Origin of the sequence: Cupriavidus pampae (assembly GCF_914271485.1) — a bacterium.
Classification (GTDB): domain Bacteria; phylum Pseudomonadota; class Gammaproteobacteria; order Burkholderiales; family Burkholderiaceae; genus Cupriavidus; species Cupriavidus pampae.
The window spans coordinates 717,657-737,341 of record NZ_CAJZAG010000002.1 but is presented as its reverse complement, the minus strand read 5'-3'; the positions used below and the strand labels follow the sequence as shown (position 1 = coordinate 737,341).

The 19,685-nt window shown below is 65.8% G+C and carries 15 protein-coding genes; 3 read left to right on the top strand and 12 right to left on the bottom strand.

Annotation, left to right across the window (positions count from 1 at the left end; genetic code table 11):
• The first annotated feature begins 19 nt into the window (after window positions 1–19).
• Window positions 20–646, top strand: a complete 627-nt coding sequence (locus LDO41_RS07550; RefSeq protein ID WP_223984030.1) for a lytic transglycosylase domain-containing protein — start codon at window positions 20–22, stop codon at window positions 644–646.
• A 10-nt stretch (window positions 647–656) separates the two neighbouring features.
• Here the strand turns inward: LDO41_RS07550 and LDO41_RS07545 are convergent, their stop codons facing one another.
• The 6 genes from LDO41_RS07545 to LDO41_RS07520 all read right to left on the bottom strand — a co-directional run bounded on the left by LDO41_RS07545 (window position 657) and on the right by LDO41_RS07520 (window position 9,834).
• Window positions 657–3,395 (bottom strand): nitrate reductase, encoded by a 2,739-nt coding sequence (locus LDO41_RS07545; protein WP_223984026.1) that lies wholly within the window; start codon window positions 3,393–3,395, stop codon window positions 657–659.
• A gap of 25 nt (window positions 3,396–3,420) precedes the next feature.
• Window positions 3,421–4,674 (bottom strand): NAD(P)/FAD-dependent oxidoreductase, encoded by a 1,254-nt coding sequence (locus tag LDO41_RS07540; RefSeq protein WP_223984023.1) that lies wholly within the window; start codon window positions 4,672–4,674, stop codon window positions 3,421–3,423.
• Window positions 4,671–5,060, bottom strand: a complete 390-nt coding sequence (gene nirD / locus LDO41_RS07535) for a nitrite reductase small subunit NirD (RefSeq protein WP_223984022.1) — start codon at window positions 5,058–5,060, stop codon at window positions 4,671–4,673. Before nirD ends, LDO41_RS07540 begins: the two co-directional genes overlap by 4 nt.
• Window positions 5,061–5,096: 36 nt before the next feature.
• The gene (gene nirB / locus LDO41_RS07530; RefSeq protein WP_223984019.1) at window positions 5,097–7,658 is read right to left on the bottom strand and encodes a nitrite reductase large subunit NirB; all 2,562 of its coding nucleotides are present in this window, start codon (window positions 7,656–7,658) and stop codon (window positions 5,097–5,099) included.
• 29 nt (window positions 7,659–7,687) lie between these two features.
• Window positions 7,688–9,007, bottom strand: a complete 1,320-nt coding sequence (locus tag LDO41_RS07525; RefSeq protein WP_223984016.1) for an MFS transporter — start codon at window positions 9,005–9,007, stop codon at window positions 7,688–7,690.
• A gap of 320 nt (window positions 9,008–9,327) precedes the next feature.
• Window positions 9,328–9,834: a winged helix-turn-helix transcriptional regulator gene (locus LDO41_RS07520; protein WP_223984013.1), complete on the bottom strand. Its 507-nt coding sequence runs from the start codon at window positions 9,832–9,834 to the stop codon at window positions 9,328–9,330.
• Between the two features lie 90 nt (window positions 9,835–9,924).
• On the opposite strand from LDO41_RS07520, the gene LDO41_RS07515 reads away from it, so the two are divergent.
• Window positions 9,925–10,515: a GNAT family N-acetyltransferase gene (locus tag LDO41_RS07515; RefSeq protein ID WP_223984010.1), complete on the top strand. Its 591-nt coding sequence runs from the start codon at window positions 9,925–9,927 to the stop codon at window positions 10,513–10,515.
• 10 nt (window positions 10,516–10,525) lie between these two features.
• On the opposite strand, the gene LDO41_RS07510 is transcribed toward LDO41_RS07515, so the two are convergent.
• Window positions 10,526–11,356, bottom strand: coding sequence for an EamA family transporter (locus tag LDO41_RS07510; RefSeq protein WP_377741438.1), 831 nt, complete (start codon window positions 11,354–11,356; stop codon window positions 10,526–10,528).
• Window positions 11,357–11,617: 261 nt separating this feature from the next.
• On the opposite strand from LDO41_RS07510, the gene LDO41_RS07505 reads away from it, so the two are divergent.
• Window positions 11,618–12,373 (top strand): SDR family NAD(P)-dependent oxidoreductase, encoded by a 756-nt coding sequence (locus LDO41_RS07505; RefSeq protein ID WP_223984005.1) that lies wholly within the window; start codon window positions 11,618–11,620, stop codon window positions 12,371–12,373.
• Window positions 12,374–12,415: 42 nt separating this feature from the next.
• Here LDO41_RS07505 and LDO41_RS07500 read toward each other — a convergent pair whose 3' ends face one another.
• From LDO41_RS07500 to LDO41_RS07480, 5 genes are all read right to left on the bottom strand, one after another.
• Complete coding sequence (locus LDO41_RS07500) at window positions 12,416–12,811, bottom strand: PIN domain-containing protein (protein ID WP_223983996.1); 396 nt, start codon at window positions 12,809–12,811, stop codon at window positions 12,416–12,418.
• 444 nt (window positions 12,812–13,255) lie between these two features.
• Window positions 13,256–14,809 (bottom strand): MFS transporter, encoded by a 1,554-nt coding sequence (locus tag LDO41_RS07495; protein WP_223983994.1) that lies wholly within the window; start codon window positions 14,807–14,809, stop codon window positions 13,256–13,258.
• 54 nt (window positions 14,810–14,863) lie between these two features.
• Window positions 14,864–15,094, bottom strand: coding sequence for a hypothetical protein (locus LDO41_RS07490; protein ID WP_223983992.1), 231 nt, complete (start codon window positions 15,092–15,094; stop codon window positions 14,864–14,866).
• Window positions 15,095–15,433: 339 nt separating this feature from the next.
• Complete coding sequence (gene ggt / locus LDO41_RS07485; protein ID WP_223983990.1) at window positions 15,434–17,032, bottom strand: gamma-glutamyltransferase; 1,599 nt, start codon at window positions 17,030–17,032, stop codon at window positions 15,434–15,436.
• Entirely contained in the window at window positions 17,029–19,659 is a 2,631-nt protein-coding gene (locus LDO41_RS07480; protein WP_223983988.1) for a branched-chain amino acid ABC transporter ATP-binding protein/permease, read from the bottom strand. The genes ggt and LDO41_RS07480 overlap by 4 nt, the downstream gene beginning before the upstream one ends.
• Window positions 19,660–19,685 lie beyond the last annotated feature (26 nt).

Sequence of the window (19,685 nt, the reverse complement as noted above, 5' to 3'; positions counted from 1 at the left end):
CGGTTGCGCGAGGCGCGCCATGTTCACGGTCACGCTCGTCAATCCACGCGGGGTGGCGATGGGCATCGCACTCTGCGCGTTGCTTGCCGCCGCGCCCGCGCAGGCCATGTTCGCCTGCGAAGAGGGGGCGGGGGCAAAGCGCTACGTCAGCCAGCCAGTGCCCGGCATGCAATGCCGCCGGCTACCGGGCATCTACGTGGCCCCATTACCCCGCCGCGAACCCGCGCAGCCCTATCTGCCACGACCACTCGATACGGCGTCCTACGCGCGCGAGATCGAGACCAGCGCGCGCGAGTCTGGTATCGACGAGGCGACCGTGCGCGCGATCATCCATGTCGAGTCGGCTTTCAATCCACGCGCGATATCGCGCGCGGGTGCGCAAGGCCTGATGCAGTTGATGCCGGGCACCGCGCTGCGTTTCGGCGTGAGGGATGCGTTCGACACGACGCAGAATATCCGCGGTGGGGTCCGCTACTACGCATGGCTGCTGGCACGCTTCAGCGGCAGCGTCGACCTCGCGCTGGCGGGCTTCAATGCGGGCGAGGCGGCGGTGGAGCGATACGGCGGGGTGCCGCCGTACGCCGAAACGCAGCGCTATGTCAGCGCGGTGCGGCAGATGATCGAGCGCTATCGCGTCGGGAGCTGAGGCCGCTTTCTCAAGCGGTCTCTTCCACGCGAATCTCCACCAGCAGCTTCTTGAGCTCCGGCACGCACGAGCCGCAATTGCCGCCAGCCTTCACGCACGCGGTAATCTCGGCTGGTGTCTTGAGGTCGTGCTTGCGCACCGCGTCGCAGATCGTATTGCGCCCGACGCCGAAGCACGAGCAGACGGTTGGACCGGCATCCGCCACCTTTTCCATCGGCTGCCCGAGCAGCAGGCCGATACGGTCCGCATCTTCGAGCCGCTCATGCGCGAACAGTTGCGACAGCCACGTACGCGAAGGCAGGTCGGGGCGCGTGGACACATACACGCAGGCCACGAGCCGGTCGTCCACCACATACCCCGCGTGATACACGCCGGCGGTACGATCCTCGTACTCGATCCAGTCCGCATCGGCATCCGTCACGCCGAGCAGATCGCGCGCCCATGCCGAGCGGTCGCTAATCGCCTCGCGTCCCGCGAACTCGTAGCGGTGGAACTGGCGTCCCTGCACGCGCGTCCACCACGTCAGGCGTTCCAGATCCACGCCATCGCGCGCCAGCACAAAGCCGTGCCACGACACGCGAAATTCCTCGATGCGCACGGGCGTGTGCTTGAACTCGGGTTCGCCCGAGACCGGATCGACCACCGGATTCACCACCGCGCCGACGCGCGCGTCGGAACTGAACTGATCGTTCCAGTGGATCGGTACGAACACCGTGCCGCGCGCAATGCCACCCCCGTGGCGTACGCGCGCGACCATCGCCCCCCACTGGCTGCTGATGCGTGCGAGACGGCCCTCGCTGACGCCGCACAGCAGCGCATCCTGTGGATGCATATCGACGATCGGCTCGGGCATATGTTCGCCAAGACGTGCCGAACGACCGGTGCGGGTCATGGTGTGCCACTGATCGCGAACACGGCCGGTGTTGAGCACAAGCGGATAGTCGTCATCGGGCGCATGCATGGGCGCGCGTGGCGGCGTCGGTACGAAGCGTGCGCGACCATCCGCCGTGGCGTAGTGGCCATCGGCGAACAGCCGCTGCGTGCCGGCCTTCGCATCCCGGGGCAGGGGCCATTGCACCGGTGCCAGCGTGTCGTAGTCGTTCTTGTCCAGGCCTGTGAGACCGCCGATATCGAATGCGCGCCAGGCGTCGCCGTCGTCGGCGGTGCCGTTACGGAACGCGGACAGCCGCGCGTGCTCGTCGAAGATCTCGTGCGGCGCGGTGTAGTCGAAGCCGGCGAAGCCCATGCGGCGCGCCACATCGCTGATGATGTCCCAGTCCGCGCGCGCCTCGCCCGGCGCCGGCAGGAACGCGCGCTGGCGCGAGATGCGACGTTCGGAGTTGGTCACCGTGCCGTCCTTCTCGCCCCAGCCGAGCGCGGGCAGCAGGATGCGGGCGGCGTCATTGGTATCGGTACTCACCACGATGTCGGACGCCACCACCAGTTCGCACTTGGCCAGCGCGCGCCGGGCCTGATCCGCATCGGGCAGGCTCACCAGCGGATTGGTCGCCATGACCCACACCGCCTTGACGCGGCCCGATTCGATGGCCTGAAACAGGTCCACCGCCTTGAGGCCTGGACGGTCGGCCATCGCCGGCGATTGCCAGAACGTCTGCACGATATCGCGGTGCAGCGGGTCGGCCAGCTCCATATGCGCGGCCAGCATATTGGCCAGACCGCCGACTTCGCGGCCGCCCATGGCGTTGGGCTGGCCCGTCAGCGAAAACGGCCCCATCGCCGGCGCGCCGATGCGGCCCGTCAGCAGATGGCAGTTGATGATGCTGTTGACCTTGTCGGTACCTGCCGACGATTGATTCACGCCCATCGAGAACGCGGTGACAACCTTGCGTGTATCCGCGAACAGCTTGTAGAACGCTTCGAGGTCACGCGGATCGAGCCGGCAGGCGCGGGCCACCGCCGCGACATCCATGCCCTCGGCATCCGCCGCGCGCAACGTGTCGTCGAGCCCCGAGGTATGCGCGGCGACGAAAGCCTCGTCGGCATGGCCATGGCGCGCCAGATAGGCGAGCAGGCCGTTGAACAACGTCACGTCGCTGCCCACGCGCAACGGCAGATGCAGGTCCGCCATCTCGCAGGTGGCGGTGCGGCGTGGATCGATGACCACGATCTTCATCTCGGGCCGCGCTTCGCGAGCCTTCAACAGGCGCTGGAACAGGATCGGATGGCACCACGCGGTGTTCGAGCCCACCAGCACCACGAGGTCGGCCAGTTCAAGGTCCTCGTAACTGCACGGTACGAGGTCTTCGCCGAACGCGCGCTTGTGACCGGCCACCGCCGACGACATGCACAGGCGCGAGTTGGTATCAATGTTCGCCGATCCGATAAAGCCCTTCATGAGCTTGTTGGCGACGTAGTAGTCCTCGGTCAGGATCTGGCCCGATACATACAACGCCACGGCATCGGGGCCGTGCTCCGCGACGATCTTCGAGAAACCTTGCGCCACCGCGTCGAGTGCGGTATCCCACGACACGCGTTGCAGCGAGCCGTCGGCTTCGCGCATCTGCGGATGCAGCAGCCGTCCGTCGAGGGAGACCGTATCGCCAAGCGCCGAACCCTTGACGCAAAGCCGGCCGTGGTTGGACGCGTGATCGGCATCGCCCTGGATCTCCACCTGACCGTCGGCACGCACGGTCGCACGCACGCCGCAGCCGACGCCACAGTACGGGCACGTGGTGGAGGTCGTGGTGGTAGGGGTTGCAGATACCACTGCAATATCGGATAGATTCACGCGGTGTCTCTCGAAGCAGGTGTCTTCAGGCGGCCAGCAATGCCTCGCACTGGGCCTTGCCGAACAGCAGACGCTGACGCAGCGCGTGCACAGGTTGTCCGTTCTGGATCAAATCGAAATACCAGGGGCCGTCCTTGACGTCCCCGTACAGCACCGCGCCGACGAGCTTGCCATCCTGCAGCACCAGGCGCTTGTAGATGCCGCGGCGCGCATCGCGCAGCACGAGATCCTCGCTGCCTTCGCCGCCAATGAAGTCGCCGGCCGAATACAGATCGACGCCGGTGACCTTGAGCTTGGTCGCGGTCGCCTGCTGCACGTAACGGCGATGGCCCGCGCCCGCGAGGTGTGCGGCACAGACACGCGCCTGATCCCAGATGGGCGCCACCAGGCCGAAGGTGGCCTGACGATGCTGCACGCATTCGCCCACCGCGTAGATGCGCGGATCGAAGGTCTGCAGCGTGTCGTCAACCACGATCGCGCGTTCGCAGCGCAGGCCGGCGCTGGCCGCCAGCGCGATATTGGGACGCACGCCCGCGGTCATCACCACGAGGTCCGCCGGAATCTCGCTGCCATCCTTGAAGCGGACGCCGATCACGCGCGGGGACTCGCTGACATCGCCGAGAACCGCCTCGGTCTGCGCGCCCAGCAGAAAGCGCAGGCCCTTGCGCTCGAGCGCGAGCTTGAGCAGCGCCGCCGCGGGCTTGTCGAGCTGGCGCTCCATCAGGCTGTCGGCGATATGCACGACGGTCACCTGCATACCCTGGCGCAGCAGCCCGTTGGCAGCCTCGAGTCCGAGCAGGCCGCCGCCGATGACCACCGCATGGCGATGGTCGCGCGCGGCCGCCAGCATCTTCTCGACGTCCTGGATATCGCGGAAGGCGATCACGCCATCGAGCGTGTGTCCCGGTACCGGAAGGATGAAGGGCGTGGAACCGGTGGCGAGCAGCAGGCGGTCGTAGCGCACCTCGCGCCCCGACTGCGCGCGCACGATGCGGCGCGGACGGTCGATCGCCACCACCGGATCGCCGGCAAACAGCTCGATGCCGTTCTGCGCGTACCATTCGCGCGTGTTGAGCATGATGTCGTCGACGGTCTTCTCGCCCGCGAGCACCGGCGACAGCAGGATGCGGTTGTAGTTGCCGTGCGGCTCCGCGCCGAACACGGTGATGTCATACAGGTCAGGTGCCAGCTTCAGCAGTTCCTCGACCGTGCGCATGCCGGCCATGCCGTTGCCGACCACGACGAGGCGGGGCTTGCTGGAAGCTGGCGTGCTGGTCATGCTGCCAGTTCCTCAGCTTCTTCCAGTGCTACCGCGGTGGCGACCGAAGCCACCCAGACCTTGCCGTCATAGACGCGGGCGGCATACGCCTGCACCGAGCACTCCGGCACTTCCAGGCACTCGCCGGTACGCAGGTCGAAATGCTGCTTGTAGATCGGCGACGCCACCACCAGACGGTCGCCGAGGCTGCCGACCAGCCCGCGCGACAGCACCGCTGCCTGCGAGTTCGGATCGAAGTTGGCAATCGCGTACACCTCTTCACCGCGGCCGATGCGGAACACCGCAACCTGCTGCGCGTCGACCAATGCGCACACACCAGTATTGGGCACGATATCGCGCAAGGTGCAGATGGCAGTCCAGGTTTCGTTCTGATGCGTAGGGCTCATCACGTTCTCCGTTCGTTTTCAGCGCCGATCTGGCGCTTATGCTGCGTTTGCGGGCACGGCCACCACGGGAATGTGGCGCAGTGTCGCGTGCTGCAATTTCCGTTCCTCCGGCGTGGCCGGGCGTACCTGGCCGCGCTCTTCCATGAACACGACGTTGTTGTCCTGCTGGTCGCTGTTCACGAAATGGCGGAAGCGCTGGCGCGTTTCCGGATCGGTGACCGCGCGCTTCCACTCGTCTTCGTAGGTGTTCACCACGTGCTGCATCTCGGATTCGAGTTCGGCGGCAATCCCGAGCCGGTCGTCGATGACCACCGACTTGAGGTAATCGAGACCGCCTCCGAGGTTGTCGCGCCACACGCTCGTGCGTTGCAGACGGTCCGCGGTGCGGATGTAGAACATCAGGAAACGATCGATGTAGCGCAGCAGCGTGGCGCGGTCGAGGTCGCTGGCGATGAGTTCCGCATGACGCGGCTTCATGCCGCCATTGCCGCAGACGTAGAGGTTCCAGCCCTTTTCCGTGGCGATCACGCCCACGTCCTTGCCTTGCGCCTCGGCGCATTCGCGCGTGCAGCCGGACACGCCGAACTTGATCTTGTGCGGCGCGCGCAGGCCCTTGTAGCGGTTTTCGATTTCGATCGCGAGGCCGATCGAATCGTCCACGCCATAGCGGCACCACGTCGAACCCACGCACGATTTCACCGTGCGCAGCGACTTGCCGTACGCGTGGCCCGACTCGAAGCCGGCCGCAATCAGTTCTTCCCAGATCAGCGGCAGCTGTTCCAGGCGCGCGCCGAACATGTCCACGCGCGCGCCGCCGGTGATCTTGGTATAGAGGCCGTACTTCTTGGCCACCTGGCCCACCGCGATCAGGCCATCGGGTGTCACTTCGCCGGCCGGCATGCGCGGCACCACCGAATACGTGCCGTCCTTCTGGATATTGCCGAGGAAGTAGTCGTTGGAGTCCTGCAGGCTCGCGTGCTCGCTCTTGAGCACGAAATCGTTCCAGCACGACGCGAGGATATTGGCGACCGTCGGCTTGCAGATATCGCAGCCCGCGCCCTTGCCATGCGCGGCCAGCAGGTCGTCGAACGACTGGAACTTGCCCACGCGCACGAGGTGATAGAGCTCCTGGCGGGAGTAGGGGAAGTGCTCGCACAGGTGGTTGTTCACCGCCATGCCCTGCTTCTTCATCTCCGCCTTCATGATCTGCGTCACCAGCGGCACGCAGCCGCCGCACGCGGTACCGGCCTTGGTGCACGACTTCAGCGCGCCGATGCTGGTGGCGCCGTCCGTCACGGCCGCGCAGATCTGGCCCTTGCTGACGTTGTTGCACGAGCAGATCTGCGCGGTATCCGGCAGTGCGTCGGCGCCGAGCGCGGGGCGGGCCTGGCCGTCGGACGACGGCAGGATCAGGAACTCCGGCGACTCGGGCAACTCGATGCGGTTCAGCATCATCTGCAACAGCGTGCCGTACTCGGACGCATCGCCGATCAGCACGCCACCCAGCAGATACTTGCCGCAGTCGGATACCACCAGCTTCTTGTAGATCTGCTTGCGTTCGTCGGTGAACTGGTACGAACGGCTGCCAGCCACATTGCCGTGGGGGTCGCCGATGCTGGCCACGTCCACGCCCATCAGCTTGAGCTTGGTGCTCATGTCCGCGCCAGCGAATTCGGTAGCGTCACCGCGCAGGTGTTTCGCGGCCACGCGGGCCATGTCGTAGCCGGGCGCGACGAGACCGAAGATCTTGCCCTGCCACAGCGCGCATTCGCCGATCGCGTACACGTCCGGGTTGGACGTCAGGCAGTTGTTGTCCACCACGATGCCGCCGCGCTCGCCCACCGCCAGGCCGCTGGCGCGCGCAAGTTCGTCGCGCGGACGAATGCCGGCGGAGAACACGATCATGTCCACTTCGAGGTGCGAGCCATCGGCAAAATTCATGCGATGCGTGGACGTCTCGCCATCGACGATCTCGACGGTGTTCTTGCCGGTGTGCACGGTCACGCCGAGCGATTCGATCTTCTGGCGCAGCATGCGGCCGCCGCCGTCATCCACCTGCACGGCCATCAGGCGCGGGGCGAACTCGACCACATGGGTCTCGAGGTTCATATCGCGCAGTGCCTTGGCGCATTCGAGGCCGAGCAGTCCACCGCCGATCACCACGCCGCGCTTGGCGCGGGTGCCGCATTCCTGCATCGCCTCGAGGTCTTCGATGGTGCGATAGACGAAGCAGTCCTTGCGCTCCTTGCCCGGCACGGGCGGCACGAACGGATACGAACCGGTGGCCAGCACCAGCTTGTCGTAGGGCAGCGTCTCGCCGGTGGACGCGGTGACGGTCTTCGCGGTGGTGTCGATGGAAGTCGCCTTCGCGTTCAGGCGCAGCAGCATGTTGCCGTTCTGCTCAAAGAAGCCTTCGGGCACCAGCGACAGATCGTCCGCTGACTTGCCCGCGAAGAATTCGGACAGGTGCACGCGGTCATATGCGGGGCGCGGCTCTTCACAGAGCACGGTCACCTCAAGATCGGCCGCGCCTGCGTCGGCAAGGACCTCGAGGAATTTATGGCCGACCATGCCGTGCCCGACGATAACGATTTTCATGATGGCTGTCCTGGGGATAGGGATGTTGTTCAGGGTTGCGTGCCGAGTGCGCTGTCGTAGAGCGCCTGCTCGCGGGCCTTGTGCTCGGCGCTGAAGCGCACCGCGATCGCGCACACCGCCGCCAGCGTGGCCGTGATGCCGAGCCAGGTGAGCGTCTGGTGCAGATCGCCGAGGCCCTTCATCAGGAAGCCGGCCGCCACCGCGCCGACATTGCCGCCTGCGCCGATGATGCCGGCTACGCCGCCCAGTGCCTTGCGATCGATGAACGGCACCAGCGCATACGTCGCGCCGCAGGCCATATGCGTGAACAGGCCGAACAGCAGCATCGCGACGATTGCGAGCGTCACGCTCGATGCCTGTGCGAACCACAGCAGGCCCAGGCCTTCGCCGAGGATGAATACGAACAGCAGCATCGAGCGCGCATCGAGGCCACGGCGTTGCGCGGCCTTGTCCGACAGCCAGCCGCCCAGGGCGCGGGCGAACAGCGCGAGCAGACCGAAGCTGGCCGCGGCGAGGCCGGCGGACTTGAGCGACAGACCGAAGTGATCAACGTAGTAGGTGGCCGCCACGTTGTGGATGAACAGTTCCACGCCAAAGCACGCGCCATAGGTAATGAACAGCATCCACACGCGATAGTTGGCGCTGGCCGATTTGAAGCTGGCCCAGCCGCCACCGCCCTTGCCACCCGACACCGCGATGCCGCGGGCGCGCAGGTCGGAGAAATTGCCTTCGGGCGAGTCTTGCGTAAAGCGCCAGTACACCGCTGCCATGATCAACATCAGCACGCCGGGCACGATCAGCGCAATGCGCCAGCCGAGCGTATGGTCCACGCCGAGGAACAGCACCGCGCCGAGCAGCAGCGGCATCAGGCCCTGTGCCACGCCGCCGCCCGCATTGCCCCAGCCGGCAGCGGCCGCGTTGGCGGTGCCGACCACGTTGGGGGCGAACATCACGGACGTGTGGTACTGCGTGATCACGAAGCTCGCGCCCACCGCGCCGATCAGCAGGCGGAAGAACAGGAAGGTTTCGTAGTTCTGGGCCATTGCCACGCCGAGCACGGGCAGCGCGCCAACCGCGAGCAGGGCGGTGTAGGTCTTGCGCGGGCCGAAGCGATCGCACATCGGGCCGATGACCAGACGCACGAGGATGGTGACGGCGACCGCCGCGATATTGATATTGGCGATCTGGTTCGGCGTCAGGCCGAATTCGCCCTTGAGCACCGGCATCAGCGGCGCGCAGGCAAACCACGCGAAGAACGAGACGAAGAACGCCATCCAGGTCAGGTGGAAGGCTCGCATCTGCGGCGTCTTCATGCTCAGCAGGTCGATTCGGGTGGCTTTGCCGATCATTCGTTGGCTCCAAAAACAAAAGGCGTCCCGAGAGGCTGATCAGTGACCAGTTCTGGGGACGCCGTTGTCCTACCGCCGGCTACATGGGATAGCCGACGTGCGATGTGGGGTGGGCGGATCGCCGTTGACCGGCCCGCTCCCTATATCGCAAGCGGTGTGCCAAGCCAAAATATGCTTTATAGATTACTTATGGGGCGGGAATGTGGCCTTAAGATCGCGCCGATGCACCGTAATCACCGCGCCACCTTGGGGCGGGCGCACGGTCATGGTGCAGTGCAGCGTTTTGGGGCAGGGGGATGGACGTGCGGGCGGCGGAGAGATCAGACCGCGGGTTTGGCCACGTGCAGCAGCACCATGTCGTTCGGTGCGACTGGATTGCCGTTGTCGTCGATCAAGGCAACGTGGACCTTGCGGCCGCTGGAGCGCGCGCGAATCTCGGCGGGGCCCTGGCCACACGTCGTGAGGTGCGCATCGCCCCATTGCATCAGGCCGACCAGCACCGGCAGCAGCTCGACGGCCGACCGCGTGGGCTGGTAGCCAAACCGTTCGCGTTCGCCCGGTTCCTTGTAGCTCACCTTGCGGAGCAGGCCGGCTTCGGTCAGCGTCTTGAGCCGCGCGGACAGGACCGCAGGTGAGCACTGCAACCGCGCGAGAAAGTCGTCGAAACGCCGAACGCCTGAAAAGACGTCCCGCAGGATCAGAATGGTCCACTTTTCGCCGACCAACGACAGCGCGGCGGCGATCGAGCACTGGCTCAGATCGATCGGCGGCGGCAGCGGTGCCACGGGCGCGGCAGCGGGGGCGGGAGAGGAGGGCGAAGAAGACATGATGCTTGCACAATAGCACGCTGACTTCATTTGCAAAAGTCAGGATGGCGCCTATACTCCTGACTACGAATTAAATAGTCAGGTTTTGAAATGGCACGCAATGACCCGAATCCCACCGCTTCCGCCAACCGCAACGCCAACCTTGACGCGCTTTCCTGGCCCGTGCGCGGCCAGCGCGAGGTAACTGTGCGCGGCGCGCGGGCCGATGACGTGCCGGCACTGCGGCGCTTTATTGATGGGCTGTCGCGGGAGTCGCGCTATTACCGCTTTCTGTCCGGCGGTCAGGTTGCCGATGTCGTGATTCAAAACGTGCTGGGCCGCCATGGCGGCCGCGATACCGCGCTGGTGGTCACGGTCGATGACGAAGTGGTCGCCAACGCGGTCTATGTGGTCAACGATGCCAACGAGGCGGAGTTCGCCGTTGTGGTCGCCGATGCATGGCAGGGGCAGGGTCTCGGGCGTCGGCTGATCGAGCACCTCCGGCAACGGGCGTGTGCCGAAGGTCTGCGTGGGTTGCGCGGCGACGTGCTCAGCGAGAATCGCCGCATGCTGGCGATCATGCGCGAGCTTGGCTTCACCACGCGCCGCATTCCCGGTGACGCCTACGTGCATGAGGTCAGTCTGCCGCTAGCGACGGCGCAGCGCGAAGGTTGGCTCGAACGCGACTGGTTTCGGGGTTAAGCAAGCCCCCTTAGGCTGGTACACCTTCATCGGCGACGTGGCGCTTGCCGCGCGCCGTCAGAGTGCAGCCGATCGACGCCACGATGATGCTGCCGATGGCGAGCCACTGGATCAGGCTCAGCTGTTCGTGCAGGAACACCAGACCGGCCAGCGCGCCCATCGCGGGCTCCATGCTGAGCAGAATGCCAAACGTGCGGCGCGGCAGGCGCTTGAGCGAGACCATCTCCAGCGAGTACGGAATTGCGCTGGAGAGGATGCCAACCGCCAGTCCCGAGATCAGCAAAGCTGGTGAAAACATCGTGGTGCCTGCATGGGCGAGCCCGAACGGCATGACCACGATCGCCGCCATGGTCAGGCCGAGCGAGGTCGCCTGGCCGCCGTGCGCGCTGCCGGCCATCTGGCCGAACACGATATACAGTGCCCAACCCACGCCGGCCGCTACCGCGTAACCGATGCCCACCGGGTCCAGATGGGTGGCCGTCTCGCCGATCGGTAGCAGGAGCAGCAGGCCGAGCACGGCAAACGCGATCCACAGGAAATCGATGGCGCGGCGCGACGACAGCACGGCCACGGTCAGCGGGCCCATAAACTCGATGGCGATGCACAGGCCGAGCGGAATGCTGCGCAGCGCCATATAGAACAGCAGGTTGGTGGCGCCGAGCGACACACCATAGAACGCGATGGCGCGCGCATGCTGGCCGGATAGCGGAAAACGCCACGGCCGCCAGACCGCCAGCAGGATCAAAGCCGAAAACCCCACGCGCAGCGCGGTGGTGCCTTGCGCGCCCACTTCGGTGAACAGGCTTTTCGCGAACGAGGTGCCGACACATAGCGATGCCATCGATCCGATCAGCGCAAGGACGGCAATCAGCGTGGCGCTCTGGCTGGCGCGGCTCTGGGACACTTCGGATCCTGTTCGGGGTATAGGGGAGCCGCATCATCGCCGAGTGGCGGCGAGTGGGCCATACACACTTTTGGGTTTTCGCCGCTGCACAGTTGTGGTGCCGTCGTGGTGCCGTCGGCGGGTAGCTTGTGCCGACCGGGCTGGCAGGCGGGCGTTACGGGTTCTATGGTGTAGGAACCCCCTGCCATGGAGATTGCGATGGAAGCTGCTTCGGAAGCCAACTCGCCGCGCCCTGCGACCCAATCCCGCCCCGTGCGCCATGTCGTCATTACCGGCGCCGCCGGCGCGCTGGGCCGCGCGGTGGCCAGCCGTTTCGCCGGTGAAGGCGCGCGCCTGGCGCTGATCGACCGTGACCTCCAGCACCTGCAGAGCGTGTTCGCCCACCCGGAGCCCGATCATGGCGGTCATCTGCTGCATGCGGCGGACGTGACGTCGGACGCGGCCATGGCACCGGTCGCCGCGGCGATTCTGGACGCCTTCGGCTCGGTCGATGTCCTGGTGCATGTCGCGGGCGGCTTCGAGATGGGCGAAGCCACGCACACGCTGAGCCGCGAATCGTGGATGCGCATGATGGATCTGAACGCGTGGTCGTTTATCGCCGTGGCCGGCCATTTCATTCCCGCGATGATGTTCCAGCGCAGCGGCAAGGTCATTGCGGTGAGCGCACGCGCGGCGTCAGCGGGCGCGGCGACCATGGGTGCCTATATCGCTTCCAAGAGCGCGTTGCAACGATTGGTGGAAAGCCTCTCGCATGAAGTTCGTGAGGCCGGCATCAACGTCAACAGCATTGCGCCGAGCATTCTCGACACCCCCGCCAATCGTGCCAGCATGCCATCGGCCGACCACACACACTGGGTCTCGACCGGCACAGTGGCCCGCGTCGCAGCCTTCCTCGCCTCTGACGGCGCCCAGGCCATGCACGGGCAGCACGTGGTGCTGGATGGATTGAGTTGAATCGAAATTGGGGAGGCAAGGCGGCGTGGGAGCCGCGAAATATTAGTGCAGCAGCTTGAACCCAAGCCGCTGCGCCGCCGCCTTGTCGAACGTCAGCGTGTACCGGCACGCTGCCTTGACACCGGATTTGTAGATTAGGCAGTCCGAAAAGTCGGAGGGCACTGTTTCAAACATCCGCAATGCTCTCACGACGACGTCACCACATTCCAATACAAGGTGTCGGCTTGACAGGAGATGATTGACTGCAGCGGCAATCCCGGGACGCTTGACACCATACGTACGCGTCAGCACCCACACCGTCTCCACGAGCGCCACCTGACTGATATAGCCAGGGCATTCCGACGAGAAGGAGTTGACGAGCCTGTCTGCCCGGCTCCACTGTTCTGGCACGTCTCTCGCGAAGTAGCGCACGAGAATGTTGGTGTCAACGCCGATCATAGTCCGAGGCCCGATGCCACAGCGCATTGCGCAATGGATTCATTCATCTCCTCGATAGTCACAGGACGCCGTCTGGGATCATAGAAAATTCCAGATAGCGCAGCGAGTTCTTCGCGACCACCTGCCTTTCGCTGGACCAACCGGTCGATGCTCTCCTCAGTAGGCTCCTCGCCGTCTTCTCGGATAGCTTCCGCTGCGATCGCGCGCAACTCTTCGATGGTCCACCGCCGCGTTCTGCAGTTGCATGTAGGGATCGTGGTCGTGTGCTGATGCTTCGGCGACTTCAAGCTTTCGGTAGTCGTATGCATATCAGGTTCTCCGTTGATCAATGATTTGCCCGCCAATCAGCGGACAACCTCATTTTTGGAGAAACCGGATCCGTCGTATATGAGACGCGTCTCAAAATGCCGCTACGTTATTAAAGCTTTTGCGATTCGCGTTGCTTCACTGCAATGGCGGTGCGATATCCTCGAGCGAGCGGCGTTCCGCGTCCACGCCGTAGCGTAGTGCCAGCAGCCCGGCCACGATCACCAGCAGCGCGCCGACGCCGTAGCCTGCCGCTACCGCTTCACGACTGCCGGTTTCGATCAGCATGCCGAACAGCACCGGCGCGACAAAGCCGCCCGTGCCGGTGCCCACCGCGTAGAACACCGAGATCGCAAGCGCGCGCATCTCCAGTGGGAACAGTTCGCTGGCGGTCAGGTACGCCGAACTCGCCGCGGCCGATGCCAGGAAGAACACCGCCGACCAGCACAGCGCGAGCGAACGCGCGTCGAGCAGGTCGTGCATGAACGCGTACCCCGTCGCGGCCAGGCCCACGCCGGACAGCACGTAGGTGAGCGCGATCATCTTGCGGCGGCCGACGCGGTCGAACAGCGGTCCGAGGATCAGCGGTCCGGCCGCATTGCCGAGCGCGAACGGAAAGATGTACAGCGCCACGCGTTCCTCGGCCACGCCCTCGAAGCGCGTGAGCACCAGTGCGTAGGTGAAGAAGATCGCGTTGTAGAAGAACGCCTGCGCCACCATCAGCGCGAACGTGACCATGCTGCGCGTGCGGTAACGGCGCAGCAGGATGCCGACCACTTCGCGCAGCGACGGCGCGGCTCGGTTTGCGTAGGTCACGGTGGCGGTGGCGGTGGTGGTTGTGGTGGTGGATCGCGGCGCGCCACTGCCCTCACCGCTGGCCCCTGTCGCGGAGGGAGAGGGGAGCGAAGACGGGCGTCGCGCGTCACGCCTCGCCTGCCACTGCGCCACCTCGGCCTCGATCCCCGCGATGACCCGCTCGGCCTCTTCGTGCCGACCATGCGTGGCCAGCCAGCGCGGGCTCTCCGGCACATGCCGGCGGATCAGCACGATCGCCACCGCCAGCAACGCGCCCAGCGCGAAGCAAGCGCGCCAGCCCCATACTGGTCCGAGCACGCGCGGATCCAGTACCACGAGACTCAGTCCCGCACCGAGCGCGGCGCCAAGCCAGAAACTGCCATTGATGGCAAGGTTCACACGCCCGCGCACACGCGCCGGAATCAACTCATCGATCGCGGAATTGATGGCCGCGTACTCGCCTCCGATACCGAGGCCGGTGAGAAACCGGCAGAACGCGAAGAAAGCGAAATCGGGCGAGAACGCGGTGGCCAGCGTCGCGCCCATGTACACGAAAAGCGTGGCAAGAAACAACCGCTTGCGACCGAGGCGATCGGCCATGCGGCCAAAGACGAGTGCGCCGACGACGGCGCCGAGAATATAGAGCGATCCGCTCCAGCCAACCTCTGCCGCAGTGAGCGCCAGCGTATCGGAGCGCTCGAGCACCGCGCCGACAGAGCCAACCAGTGTGACCTCCAGGCCGTCGAGTACCCATGCGATGCCCAGGGCGATCGCGACACGCCAGTGCCATGGTGACCATGGCAGGCGGTCGAGGCGGGCCGGAATATCGGACTGACGACCAGCGGACTGTCGACCAGCGGATTGCCTACCGGATGTGGAGGGCTCCTGAATCAGCATCTCCCGCGGGTTTGGGTACCGCAACCGGGTACCGATAACGCGCAGTATGCCCGATCAGCAGTCCCGGCCTACGGCCTTGAGCATCGAACGGCCATGATCGGTGATTTGCGGCCGCGATCGTTCATCCGACGATTCGTAGCTGACGAGCTGGCGCGCGATCAGGGCGTCGAGGTCGACCGGGTCGATCTCGGGGTGATCCGACGAGGTGTCGGAGGATGTGTCGGTGCGGGTATGCGGGCCACTGCTGATCAGCATCAGCGTGGCAAATTCATGTGGGCTCAGCACAGTGTTCTCCTTGGCGAGAGGGGAGCGGTTGCTGGGGACTCGGCGACGCTTCATCGATGCGAGCGTCTGCCAGCGGAAACCGATCAACGAACAGGAAACAAACAAGCAGCGAAAAAAAGCAGCGAATAAACAACGAAGAAAAACAATGATCACTGAAGGGTGTCACCGGGGGTGTCACAGCGCGCGTATCACAACGTGAGGTTCATGACAGCGCTGTCATGCTGCAGCGCATCTTGGCCGCAGTCAGTGTCATTGCTTTGACGAGGGCATCCGGGTCGGGTTCCGCCGAAGTACAAAACCGCTACAAAACGAAGGGCCTTTAAGGAAAATTCTGCATCCTCAAAGACCGATCGCCAGCCCGTCACTGCGCGGATCGTGCGCACCGGCAAGCCGGTAGTCATCGTGCATGATGGCGATGACGCCAGGATGACCGGCCAGCGGACTTTGCGCGGCAATCGTGCTGATCTCGTGTCCGCGCCGCGTGAGCGCCGTCATCACATCCTCACCGGCATCCGCTTCCAGCTTGAGCGTGTCGCGCGAGTCGGAGAACGTGCGGCCCAGCAGGAATCGTGGCCGCGCCAGTGCCTGCAGGGGATCCATGCCGTAATCGATCAGCCGTGTGAGCACCGTCGACAGCGTCTGCGGCTGACCGTCCGCACCTTGCGTGCCATAGAGCAGGCGAGGGTGGCCCTGCCTGAGATACATGCCCGGATTGAGCGTATGGAACGGCCGCTTGCCCGGCGCAAGCACGTTGTGGTGGCCGGCCTCGAGGCTGAAGGCCGCGCCGCGGTTGTGCCACAGGATACCGGTGTCGCCCGCCACGACGCCGCTACCCCAGTCGAAGTACACCGTCTGCAACACGCTGACGCAGCGGCCCGCGCTGTCGGCGGCGGCCAGATACACCGTATCGCCGTGCTGATACACATGAGGCCACGGCAGCGCGTGCGAGTGATCAACGCGCGCGGCCAGCGCATCGAGGCGCTCGCGTGACAGCATGGCCGCCACCGGCACGTCGACAAACTCGGGGTCGGCCACGTACCGATTGCGCTCGATAAAGGCCTGTTTCACGGCCTCCACGAGCAGATGGTAATAATCCGCGCTACCTTCGGTCACACTCGCGACATCGAAGCGATCGAGAATACCCATGATCTGCAGCGTGGTAACGCCCTGCGTGGGCGGTGCCAGACTCAGCAGCTCGCCACCGCGATACGGCACGCGCAGTGGCGCTTCCTCGCGCGCGCGCGTGGCCGCGAGATCGGCCATCGTCAGCGGCGATCCCGCGGCCTGCAGGCCCGCGACGATGCGTTGCGCCAGTTCGCCTTCGTAGAATTCGCGCGCGCCATGCGTGGCAATCCGCGCCAGACTGCGCGCGAGCGCGGGCTGTCGAAGTGTCTCGCCGACTTCGGGCATGCGCCCACCGGGCATGAAGGTATCAGCGAAACCGGGCCATTGTTCGGGATGCGTACGAAGTTCCTCTGAGCGGAACTCTTGCCAGAAGCGCTGCGACGGCGTGACCGGAAAGCCCGCCGCCGCATGCACGATCGCGCGTTCGAACAGACGCGACCACGCGAGGGTGCCACCCCAGCGATCGCGGCTCAACGCGAAGGCACGATCCCACGTATCGACCGTCGCCGCGGTGGTCAGCGCGGAACCGGGCCCGCGTACGGGAATCGTCCCGTTATAGGCCGGCGGCGCGGCCGCGGCCTGACCGATGCCCGACAGGCCCTGCACATTGCCGTCTCGATCGCTGACGATCCAGAACGCGTCGCCGCCAAGGCCCGTGAAGTGCGGATAAGTGACGGCCAGCGTTGCGCCCATCGCAATCGCGGCCTCGATCGCATTGCCACCCGCGCGCAGGATCTCCGCGCCCGCCTCGCTCGCCAGCGCGTGGGGGCTGGTGACCATGCCCGTGGTGGAGTGGGCGAGAGTCCCTGTCATGCGTCGTGTCCTCCAAGATAAGCCTGCACCAGCGCCGGATCGCGCGCGAGCGCCTCGGCGGAACCGCTCGCTACCACGCGGCCTTCTTCCAGCACGTAGGCCCGATCGGCCAGCGACAGCGCGAGTGCCGCCATCTGGTCGACCAGCAGGATGGTCATCGACGATTCGCGCAGCATGTCCAGCGATGCGAACAGTTCGGCGATGACCTTCGGCGCGAGGCCGAGCGATGGTTCATCGAGCAGCATGACCGTCGGCCGCGACATCAACCCGCGTGCCACCGCGAGCATCTGCTGCTCGCCGCCCGACAGCAAGCCGGCGCGTTGGTGCTGTCGCTCGCGCAGACGCGGCCAGCGCGCGAACATCGCTTCCACGCGCTGCATCATCTCGACGCGCGAGATCGGGCCCGACGGAAACGCGCCCAGACGCAGATTGTCGAGCACGGAGAGTTCGGGAAACACCTGCCGTCCCTCGGGTACCAGTACCACACCCATCTCGGCGATGCGCGCCGCATCGAGGCGCGCGAGGTCGGTGCCGTCGAACGTGATGCCGCCGGAGACGGGCCGGTGCAGGCCCGCCAGTGCGCGCATCAGCGTGGACTTGCCCGCGCCATTGGCGCCGAGCAGCGCCACCATCTCGCCCTCGCGCACCTGCAGATCGACGTCGTGCAGTACCGGCGCGGCCCCATAGCCAGCGCGCAGCGCATTCACGCCGATGACTTCGGGTGGCAGCAGATCGGGCGCAGTCGCACTCGTACGCGTGCGCGCACGCACCGGTGCCGCAGCGGCGTCACCGAGGTAGGCGCGCCGCACGGCCGGATCGTTGCGAATCTCGACCGGCGTGCCCATTGCGAGCCGCTGGCCCGCATCGATCACGACGATGCCATCGGAGACGTCCATCACGAGCGACATATCGTGTTCGACCAGGCCCACCGCCACACCGCTGTCGGCGATGCGGCGCAGCAGCGCGCCGAGGGTGGCCTTGTCTTCGCGCGACAATCCCGCCGCGGGTTCGTCGAGCAGCAGCACCGACGGTTGTGTCGCCAACGCGCGCGCAATCTCGACCAGGCGGCGATCGACGTGCGCGAGGTCCGCCGCGCTGGTATCGGGGTCGCCCGCATAACCGCAGGCACGCAACAGCGCGCGCGCCTGTTCGCGCACCGTGGGCGCGGTAAAGCGCGCGATGCCGAACAGCGTGCCAAGACGGCCACCGGCCAGTGCGAGCGCGACGTTGTCGAGCGCGCTCATGCCCGCGAACAGTTGCGTGGTCTGATAGGTGCGCGCGATGCCCTGACGCGCGCTATGGCAGGCGCCGCGCGAATCCAGCGGTGCCACGCCGAGGCGGCGCCCGCCTTCGCGGGGACGGTAGTAGCCCGACAGCATGTTGAGCACGGTCGATTTGCCTGCGCCATTGGGGCCGATCAGGCTGGTGACACTGGCGGCAGGCAGATCGAACGACAGATTGTCCACCGCGCGCACGCCGCCGAACACCATCGACAGGCCGAGTGCGGACAGTCCGCGCCGCGTCTCGGGTGCGCGTGACGGCAACGAGGCGAGGGCGCCATGACTGCCATCGTTGTCGGCGACAGATCCTTCGGCACGTGCGGCCGCATTGCCCCGCAGGCGCTGGAATAGATCGACCACCACGCCGACGATGCCGCTTGGCGCGACCCACAGCACCACGAGCAGCAGCAGGCCGAAGCACAGCAGCCGCAGGTTCTCGAGGCTCGACAGCATTTCCGGTAGCAGGCCGACCACCACCGCGCCGACCAGCGGCCCGGCGACCGTGCCCGCGCCGCCGATCATCACGACCAGCACGAACAGGATCGATTGCAGGAACGAGAACATGCCCGGCGTGATCATGCCCTGCAGCGGCGCGAACAGCCCGCCCGCCAGACCGGCGAGCGCGGCGGAGCAGGCAAAGCCAACGGTCTTGACGACGAGCGGATCGATGCCGATCGAGGCGGCCGCGGTTTCGCTGTCGCGTACCGCGCGCATCGCGGCGCCCCAGCTGCCGCGTGAAATGCGCGCATAGGCGGCCACGGCAATGCCAAGCGCGACGATGGCGATCAATGCGATCGCGCGTTCACCGCCGTCGACGCCGGGCAGCGAAGGCTGGGCAATTCCCATCAGGCCATTCTGGCCGCCGGTAATCGCGCGCCATTCCACCGCGCCGTGTTCGACGATAAAGCCGAACGCGATAGTGACCATCGCAAGGCCTGGGCCCTTTACGCGCAGTGCGGGTAGTGCCAGCAACGCGCCCAGCACCGCCGCGAGCAGTGTGGCCACGGGCCATGCGGCCCAGAACGACCAGCCGAACTGACCGGTGAGGATGGCCACGGTATAGGCACCGATCGCATAGAAGCCGACGTGGCCGAACGACACCTGGCCCGTCAGGCCCAGCAGCAGGTTCAGGCCCACGCCGCACAGCGCGAGCATCGCCACGCCAGCGATGACGAAGACGAAATAGCCATTGAGTGTCAACGCGAGCGCTGCTGCGGCGAGCAACGACACGCCCACCGCGCCGATCTGCCAGGCCGAGCCGAGACCAAGCAGTGGGGCACGGGGCACGGTAGCGAGGGCCTGCGTGGCGTGCCCGGGGAGAGATGCTGTGGACGTCGTACCTGTCATGACGTCAGGAACGGGAGAGTTGGAGA

Bases quoted from the DNA above. Each gene is read 5' to 3' on its own strand.
- LDO41_RS07520 (WP_223984013.1), bottom strand. From the start codon at position 9,834: ATGTCTTCTTCGCCCTCCTCTCCCGCCCCCGCTGCCGCGCCCGTGGCA.
- ggt (WP_223983990.1), bottom strand. From the start codon at position 17,032: ATGACAGGGACTCTCGCCCACTCCACCACGGGCATGGTCACCAGCCCC.
- LDO41_RS07500 (WP_223983996.1), bottom strand. From the start codon at position 12,811: ATGATCGGCGTTGACACCAACATTCTCGTGCGCTACTTCGCGAGAGAC.
- nirD (WP_223984022.1), bottom strand. From the start codon at position 5,060: ATGAGCCCTACGCATCAGAACGAAACCTGGACTGCCATCTGCACCTTG.
- LDO41_RS07550 (WP_223984030.1), top strand. From the start codon at position 20: ATGTTCACGGTCACGCTCGTCAATCCACGCGGGGTGGCGATGGGCATC.
- LDO41_RS07480 (WP_223983988.1), bottom strand. From the start codon at position 19,659: ATGACAGGTACGACGTCCACAGCATCTCTCCCCGGGCACGCCACGCAG.
- LDO41_RS07515 (WP_223984010.1), top strand. From the start codon at position 9,925: ATGGCACGCAATGACCCGAATCCCACCGCTTCCGCCAACCGCAACGCC.
- LDO41_RS07505 (WP_223984005.1), top strand. From the start codon at position 11,618: ATGGAAGCTGCTTCGGAAGCCAACTCGCCGCGCCCTGCGACCCAATCC.
- LDO41_RS07495 (WP_223983994.1), bottom strand. From the start codon at position 14,809: ATGCTGATTCAGGAGCCCTCCACATCCGGTAGGCAATCCGCTGGTCGA.
- nirB (WP_223984019.1), bottom strand. From the start codon at position 7,658: ATGAAAATCGTTATCGTCGGGCACGGCATGGTCGGCCATAAATTCCTC.
- LDO41_RS07525 (WP_223984016.1), bottom strand. From the start codon at position 9,007: ATGATCGGCAAAGCCACCCGAATCGACCTGCTGAGCATGAAGACGCCG.
- LDO41_RS07540 (WP_223984023.1), bottom strand. From the start codon at position 4,674: ATGACCAGCACGCCAGCTTCCAGCAAGCCCCGCCTCGTCGTGGTCGGC.
- LDO41_RS07510 (WP_377741438.1), bottom strand. From the start codon at position 11,356: ATGGCATCGCTATGTGTCGGCACCTCGTTCGCGAAAAGCCTGTTCACC.